Raw genomic sequence first — 685 nt, 5'->3', positions numbered from 1 at the left:
GCTCTAAAGTCCCTACACCATAGTCCGCAAGGAGTTTCTTACGACGGTTGAGTTCGCGCTCCATGATCCGCACAAACTTAGAAATCTTCTCTGCCTGATCCAAAAGCATAGTGTCTGCCACCTGCGGAAGCTTGGACAAGGGCGCCAAACCATTGGTCCCAAAGTCCATCAAGTACATAGTAAGTGCCTTGGGACTGTGTTTTCTCGCTAGATCCATACCGGCTGTCTGAAGGAAGGTGGTCTTCCCTGTTCCCGGACTTCCATAAAGAAGGACATGTCCATCCTTGGAGAGGTTGATAGAGATGGCTTCCTGCTTCTGGGCCTGCGGGATATCCGCCATCCCAAGTAGGAAGGAAAGGGATTTCTCTTCTTCCCAGGCAACCGCTGGCTGCACTTCTTCCAGCTCCTCTAGCGCAATGCGCTCTTTGAGCGGAGGCAACCATGGCTGGGGTACTGGAGGAATTTCTTGTTCCTGACACAAAACTTGGATATGTTGCACAATCGCATCCAACTCTGTCGGAACTTCCTTGATTTCATCCACATCTTCTAAACCAGATAGGTCTTCATTCAAGATTTCATATTGACCCAATTCATTAATTAGATAGATGGTATGATCCTCAATCCCCATATCGTCCTTGTCCGGCTGGTAATCCGCCCCTGACCAGGCTGATTGGAAGAGTTCATA

1 protein-coding gene is annotated in these 685 nt (G+C 49.1%); it reads right to left on the bottom strand.

Annotated elements, in window-relative coordinates:
* Positions 1-685: FtsK/SpoIIIE domain-containing protein (locus SCRDD08_RS10670; protein WP_269139720.1), on the bottom strand; the 685-nt coding region annotated here is incomplete at both ends.

The organism is Streptococcus cristatus (assembly GCF_001578775.1).
Lineage (GTDB): Bacteria > Bacillota > Bacilli > Lactobacillales > Streptococcaceae > Streptococcus > Streptococcus cristatus_A.
Note: the sequence above shows the minus strand (reverse complement) of the source record. Positions and strands in the feature narration are given on the sequence as shown.